The organism is Burkholderia sp. Ac-20379 (genome assembly GCF_017104645.1).
Taxonomy (GTDB): domain Bacteria; phylum Pseudomonadota; class Gammaproteobacteria; order Burkholderiales; family Burkholderiaceae; genus Burkholderia.
Window position 1 is genome coordinate 1 of sequence record NZ_JAAGPF010000393.1, and the last position, 6,050, is coordinate 6,050.

Below are 6,050 nucleotides of genomic sequence, written 5' to 3' on the forward strand. Positions count from 1 at the left end.
AGCCCCGTTCCGTGATTTGCCGAACCGCTTCCTGCTTGAATTCCGGGGTAAATCTCTGTGCACTCATGACGCCCTCCTATGCTCAAATCATAGGCCGGCAGCGTCTAGCATTCCCTGGGCAGTCCAGTCATAGGCCGGCAGCGTCTAGCATTCCCTGGGCAGTCCATTTAACGCGTAGCGCCGCTCAAACTCTACAGGTGACAGGTCGTCGGCGGAACCATGCCGGCGAATCGGGTTGTAGGACATCTCAATGTAATCGAACGCGACACGCTTCATTCCCCTGCCCAACGAAGCCGCCAGCAGAATGCCAACGCAACCATGACGCCCGATCGCGTCGGCATCCTGCCAAACCGCCGATGGCCAGCGCCTCACCCCCTCAAAAACCACCCCAACGCCCGCTCGGCCGCACGATGCGCATCCGTCTCCACGATCGTGTCGTGCGCCACGATCACCCGCGTGAACGGCCAGGCCAGAATCCGCTCGGCGCTGGCCCGCGCGGCGGCGCGATCCTTCACCGCCATCCGCACCGTGCGCGGCACGGCCAATTGCCGCCTCACGCCCGTCAGCGATGCATACAGGCGCGACGCCAGCGGTGCCGGCCCCCGCCACCACTGGCACAGATCCGTCAGGATCAGCGTGCCGGACGCCCGGTGCAGCCACACCGTTTCGTTGCCCAAAGGAATACCGTCGAACGGAATCTGGTCGAGATCGTCGCGCCATTCGGGTTCGATGTCGCGGCCCAGCTCGCGCAGGTTGCGCAGATCGGGACGCTTCTTGCCAAGGCCGCGCGCGCCATACAGCACGGCCTCGGGAAACGCGGCGGCGCAGTCGCCCGCGAACAGGTGGTGCATTTTGTTAGGCGCCACGATGTAGCGCACGGTGCCGAGCGCGACAAGCTGGGCACGCACGTCGGCCGACAACGGCACCGGGGAATGCAGCCACAGCGAGCCGTCCTTGAAGCGGACGACGGTCATGCGCGAGGTGACGCGCAGGCCGCTTGCGGTAAAGCTGTGGGGAAGGTGCCAGAGATCGGGAGCGATGGCTTCGAGCATGATGGGGTGGGTCTCTCGTTGTCTTTTGTGTCGCGTCGCGGGCAGCGCGCGATTGTGGATGGACGCCGGTGCGGGCTTGTGACCCTGCCCGGCGCCCGCGAGCATCGCATTCGCCCGCGGCGCAAGTCAATACCGATCGCGATGCCGGCCGCGCGAACGTTCAGCGCCGCTTGCGCGCCGCGCCCGCCCACGGCGCGCCGGCGAATTCCTCGGTCATCCAGTCGATGAACGCCCGCACCTTGGCCGGCGTGTGCTGCGCCGACGCACGCACGACGTGCATGACCTCGTCGCCGGCCACGTCCCAGCCGGGCAGCACGGTCACGAGGCGGCCGTCGCGCAGCGCGTCGGCCACGATCCAGTCGGCGCTGAACGCCACGCCGGTGCCCTGCAGCGCGGCGTGGAGCGCGGCGTCGATGTCGTCGGTGGCGAGCCGCGAGCGCGTGCGCACGGCCTGCCGCTCGCCGCGCCGCGACAGATGCCAGACAGGGTGCGAAGCCATCGGCGTGAAGCCGATGCACGCGTGCAGCGCAAGATCGCGCGGGTGCCGGATCGGCGCGTGCGCGGCCAGGTAATCGGGCGCGGCGCACAACAGCCGGCGCATGCCGAGCACGCGCCGCGCGACGAGCCGGTTGTCCTCGAGCCGCCCGATCCGCACGCCGGCATCGAAGCGCTCGGCAATCAGGTCCACGAAACGATCGGTGAAGCTGGCCTCGACGTCGAGCGACGGATACCGCGCGAGAAACGCCGGCAGTCGCGGCGCGATCCAGCGCCGCCCGAAGCCGGCGGGCAGACTCAGGCGCAGCAGGCCGGTGGGCGTGGCGGCCAGCGAGCGCGCCTCTTCCTCGCCGGTGCGGATCAGTTGCATCGCCTCCTGCACGCGCTCGCGCAGGCGCAGGCCGGCCTCGGTGGGCGACAGGCGGCGCGTGGAGCGCTCGACGAGGCGCGTGCCGAGCCGCGTCTCCAGCGCCTTCAGCCGCCGCGAGATCACCGAGCTGTCGCGCCCGAGCTGGCGCCCCGCCGCCGTGAAGCTGCCGGTTTCGAGCACCGCCAGCAACGCGCCGATCTCGTCCGATTCCGTGCCGTTCATTGCTGCACTCCATGCAAGGGTGTCGTGTTTTGGCGATCGATTATAGGGTTTATCTCCGCCTAACATGGACGCTCGATTTCTTCAGGAGCAGACCATGAGAGCGTATCGACTGACCACCGGCGAACCCTTCGGACTGACACTGGGCGAGGCCCCCGTGCCGCGCCCGGCGGCCGGCGAAGTGCTGATCCGGCTGCACGCGGCCGGCCTCAACTATCTCGATCTGATGGTGGCCTGGGGCCGCTTCGGCGACACCGCGCCGCCGTTCGTGCCCGGCACCGACGGCGCGGGCGAGATCGTCGAGGTGGGCGAGCGCGTGCACGGCTGGGCGCCGGGCGAGCGCGTGATCTCGGGCTCGATCGTCGACTGGCAGGCCGGGCCGCCGAGCGCGGCCAACGGCACGCGGATTCGCGGCGTCACGATGCCCGGCTCGCTGGCGGACTACGCCGTGGTGCCGGCTGGCGCACTGGTTCGGATTCCCGACGGCATGCCGTACGCGCAGGCGGTCACGTTGCCGATCGCGGCCACCACGGCCTGGAACGCCATCGTCAAGGGCCGCGTCGGCCCGGCCTCGACGGTGGCGCTGCTCGGCACCGGCGGCGTGAGCCTGTTCGCGCTGCAATACGCGAAGGCGGCGGGCGCGCGCGTGATCATCGCTTCGTCGTCCGATGAAAAACTGGCGCGGGCGCGCGAACTGGGCGCGGACGTGACGATCAACTACCGCACTCGCCCCGAATGGGACGTGGCGGTGCTCGACGCCACCGGCGGCGAAGGCGCGGATCTGGTGGTGGAAACGGTGGGCGGCGGCACGTTCGCGCGCTCGGTCAACGCGGCGAAGATCGGCGGCACGATCTACGTGGTGGGCTTCATCGGCGGCATGGAGGTGACGATGCCGGTGCTGCCGGTGATGATCAAGACGCTGAACATCCTCGGCAGCCAGACGGGCTCCACGCACGATCTCGAAGGCGCGGTGCGCGCGTTGCACCAGAGCGGCATCGCGCCGGTGATCGATCGCGTGTTTCCGTTCGAGGCCGCGCACGAGGCGTATCGCTATCTGGCCTCGGGGGCGCACTTCGGCAAGGTGATCGTCGATTTCGGGCGGGGTGCGGCTTGAAGCAGCGTTCCCGAACGGGCCTTGGCCGCCGCATCAGTCGCGCAGAAACGCGGCGAGCGCCTCGAAGCGCCGCCGCGTTTCGTTCTCGAACAGGCGCGCCACGATCGGTTTGCCGTGCCGGTCGAGCCAGCCGGGGCGCAGGCTGAATCGCACCGTGTAGATCAGATCCGACTGGCCGCCGCCGAGATCGCGATGGCGAATCGAGGCGCTCCAGGTGCGGAAGATGCCGGCCGGCGCCACCAGCGTGGCGGCGGCCAGCAGCGGCGGCTGGTAGGACACGAAGCGCGTGCGCAGGCAGAACAGGCTTTTCCAGCCGCGCCCGACGTTGACCGAAATCGCGCCGACATGCGGGTAGCGATGGCCGCCTTCCACGCCGGCCGTCTTGAGCAAGGTGTCCCAGCGCAGCCGCGTGTCGTGATTGTGGAATGCCTCGAACACTTCGGCCGAGGTGGCGGGCATGCGGAACGTCAGGCGGCTGATCATGCCTTGGTCAGCAACGCCTCGACGAGCGGCTTGCCGTGCAGGCTGTCGAGCCAGCGCGTCGGCAGGCCTGCCTCGCCGTACAGCAGCCCGGCCAGGCCGCCGGCGATGGCCGCCGTCGTGTCGGTGTCGTTGCCGAGCTGCACGGCGCGCTTCATGCAGGCCTCGAAATCCCGTGTCGACAACAGGCAGTGGACAGCCGACCAGACGCTGTCGACCACGTAGCCCGAGCCTTGCGGCGCATCGAAACGGCCGTCGAGAACGATCCTCAGTTCGGCCTCCTCGCCCGTGCCGGCGCAGCGCGCGAGCAGCACGTCTTCCGCCGCGCGCACGGCGTCGGCCGCGCTCAGGCCGTCCACGATCTCCCTGCCCGCCACGGCGTAGAGCGCGCAGCACAACTGCGAGCGCACGTGCCCATGGGTGACGAGGCTCTGCCTGCGGGCCAGCGCGATCGCTTCGTCATGCGAAGCGGCCACCAGCACCACCGGCAGGCAGCGCATCAGCGAGCCGTTGCCGTTGTCGTGTTCATCGGCCGGGCCGGCCTGCGCCGGCGCCGCGCCGGCCGCCAGCCGGTGGAACGCGCGCTGCGTCTGCAGGCCGACGTCGAATACCTTGCCGTCGGGCGTGAACGCGCCGCGGTGGAACCAGTCGCGCAGGTTGGCGGCAAGCGTGTCGAGATCGAGCGCGGGGTCGCGCCGCAACGCGTCGAGCAGCGCGAGCGCCTGCGCGCCGTCGTCGCTCCAGGTGCCGGGCGGCACGCCGTGGTGAGCGCGCGCGAAACCGGACGGCGGCGTCATATCGATCTCGTCGGGGCTCAGATGGGCGAGCGAGGCGGCGCTGTGAAATTCGTAAGGCACGCCAAGCGCGTCGCCGAGCAGCAGGCCGTAGAGGCCGCCGCGCAGGCGGGCGGTTCGGGACGGAGTCGGGGTCGTCATGTGGGAAGGTCGAGAGTGCCGATGCCCCACATCATCGCCGAAGTCGCGAATCGAGACCACCGCGGCCGCCGCGAACAGCGAACGCAAGCAAGCGCAGCAGGCCGCCGCCACACGAAAAAAGCCGCCCGGCTTCGACCCCGGGCGGCCTTTCGAACATCGGGCCGGCGCAACGCCGCCCGCTCAGCTCTTCAGGAACGCCAGCAGATCGGCGTTGACCTCGGCGACGTGCGTGCTGCACATGCCGTGCGGCGCGCCCGCGTACACCTTCAGCGTGGCGTGACGCACGATCTTCGCCGTCAGCTTCGCCGAATCGTCGATCGGCACGATCTGGTCGTCGTCGCCGTGCAGCACCAGCGTCGGCACGCTGATCTTCTTCAGGTCCTCGGTGTAATCCACTTCGGAGAACTGCTTGATGCACTCGTACTGGCCTTTGATCGAACCGGCCATGCCCTGACGCCAGAAATCCTGCACCAGCCCCTGCGACACCTTCGCGTTCGGACGGTTGAAGCCGTAGAACGGCGTGGCCAGATCCAGATAGAACTGCGAACGATTCGCCGCCACGCCGTCGCGGATGCCGTCGAACACCGACATCGGCAGCCCGTTCGGGTTGCTGGCCGAGCGCACCATCTGCGGCGGCACCGCGCCGATCAGCACGGCCTTGGCCACGCGCGCCTCGCCGTGGCGACCGATGTAGTGCGCCACCTCGCCGCCGCCGGTCGAGTGACCGACCAGCATCGCGCCCTTCACGTCGAGCGCGTCGAGCACGGCGGCCAGATCGTCCGCGTAGGTGTCCATATCGTTGCCGGCCGACGGCTGGCCCGAGCGGCCGTGGCCGCGGCGGTCATGCGCGATCACGCGGTAACCCTGGTTCACGAGGAACAGCATCTGCGCATCCCACGCGTCGGCCGACAGCGGCCAGCCGTGCGAGAACACCACGGGCGTGCCGGTGCCCCAATCCTTGTAGTAGATCGCGGTGCCGTCCTTGGCGTGGACATAGCCGCCGCCGTCGGGATGGCCCTTCGCGCGATGCGGCGCGGCGCCGGCGGTGGCCGCTGCGGCGGCAGGCAGGCTCGACATCGCGGCCATTGCGCCGGCGACGCCCGCGCCGGCGGACAGCAGGCGGCGGCGCGTGGTCGAACGGCTCGTCAGGGTGCGTTGCAGGTTACTCATGTTCTCTCCTTCGATGCCTTGCCTCGCCACGAAGCGGCGAGCGGTCCGGCGTTGCGGTGGGTGGCCGCCGGGCAAGCACGCCGACGCGAGGTCGCGGCCGGGCCCGAGGCGCGAGTGCAGCCTATCGGGCGAGAACACCTGAAGTCTTTTGGCAGACCTGAAAAATTCTGAACGCGCGCGTTCAGGCGGCGACGGCACGCGGCGCGATGTCGGAC

Annotated in this window: 6 protein-coding genes; 1 reads left to right on the forward strand and 5 read right to left on the reverse strand. The window is 69.6% G+C overall.

Annotated elements, in window-relative coordinates; genetic code table 11:
• Nucleotides 1-368: 368 nt before the first annotated feature.
• Entirely contained in the window at nucleotides 369-1,157 is a 789-nt protein-coding gene (locus G3N92_RS29705) for a DUF4336 domain-containing protein (RefSeq protein ID WP_206131137.1), read from the reverse strand.
• Between the two features lie 55 nt (nucleotides 1,158-1,212).
• Nucleotides 1,213-2,139, reverse strand: coding sequence for a LysR family transcriptional regulator (locus G3N92_RS29710; RefSeq protein WP_206131138.1), 927 nt, complete (start codon nucleotides 2,137-2,139; stop codon nucleotides 1,213-1,215).
• 94 nt (nucleotides 2,140-2,233) lie between these two features.
• Here G3N92_RS29710 and G3N92_RS29715 point away from each other — a divergent pair, with 94 nt between their 5' ends.
• Nucleotides 2,234-3,250, forward strand: coding sequence for an NAD(P)-dependent alcohol dehydrogenase (locus tag G3N92_RS29715; protein ID WP_206131139.1), 1,017 nt, complete (start codon nucleotides 2,234-2,236; stop codon nucleotides 3,248-3,250).
• Between the two features lie 33 nt (nucleotides 3,251-3,283).
• Here G3N92_RS29715 and G3N92_RS29720 read toward each other — a convergent pair whose 3' ends face one another.
• From G3N92_RS29720 to G3N92_RS29730, 3 genes are all read right to left on the reverse strand, one after another.
• A complete protein-coding gene (locus G3N92_RS29720; RefSeq protein WP_206131140.1) occupies nucleotides 3,284-3,733 on the reverse strand; it encodes an SRPBCC family protein in 450 nt (149 codons plus the stop codon).
• Nucleotides 3,730-4,665, reverse strand: coding sequence for an ADP-ribosylglycohydrolase family protein (locus G3N92_RS29725; protein ID WP_206131141.1), 936 nt, complete (start codon nucleotides 4,663-4,665; stop codon nucleotides 3,730-3,732). Before G3N92_RS29725 ends, G3N92_RS29720 begins: the two co-directional genes overlap by 4 nt.
• 180 nt (nucleotides 4,666-4,845) lie before the next feature.
• Nucleotides 4,846-5,835, reverse strand: coding sequence for an alpha/beta hydrolase (locus G3N92_RS29730; protein ID WP_206131142.1), 990 nt, complete (start codon nucleotides 5,833-5,835; stop codon nucleotides 4,846-4,848).
• Nucleotides 5,836-6,050: the final 215 nt, after the last annotated feature.

Coding starts and splice junctions, on each gene's coding strand:
- G3N92_RS29705 (WP_206131137.1), bottom strand. CDS start 1,157: ATGCTCGCGGGCGCCGGGCAGGGTCACAAGCCCGCACCGGCGTCCATC.
- G3N92_RS29730 (WP_206131142.1), bottom strand. CDS start 5,835: ATGAGTAACCTGCAACGCACCCTGACGAGCCGTTCGACCACGCGCCGC.
- G3N92_RS29720 (WP_206131140.1), bottom strand. CDS start 3,733: ATGATCAGCCGCCTGACGTTCCGCATGCCCGCCACCTCGGCCGAAGTG.
- G3N92_RS29725 (WP_206131141.1), bottom strand. CDS start 4,665: ATGACGACCCCGACTCCGTCCCGAACCGCCCGCCTGCGCGGCGGCCTC.
- G3N92_RS29710 (WP_206131138.1), bottom strand. CDS start 2,139: ATGAACGGCACGGAATCGGACGAGATCGGCGCGTTGCTGGCGGTGCTC.
- G3N92_RS29715 (WP_206131139.1), top strand. CDS start 2,234: ATGAGAGCGTATCGACTGACCACCGGCGAACCCTTCGGACTGACACTG.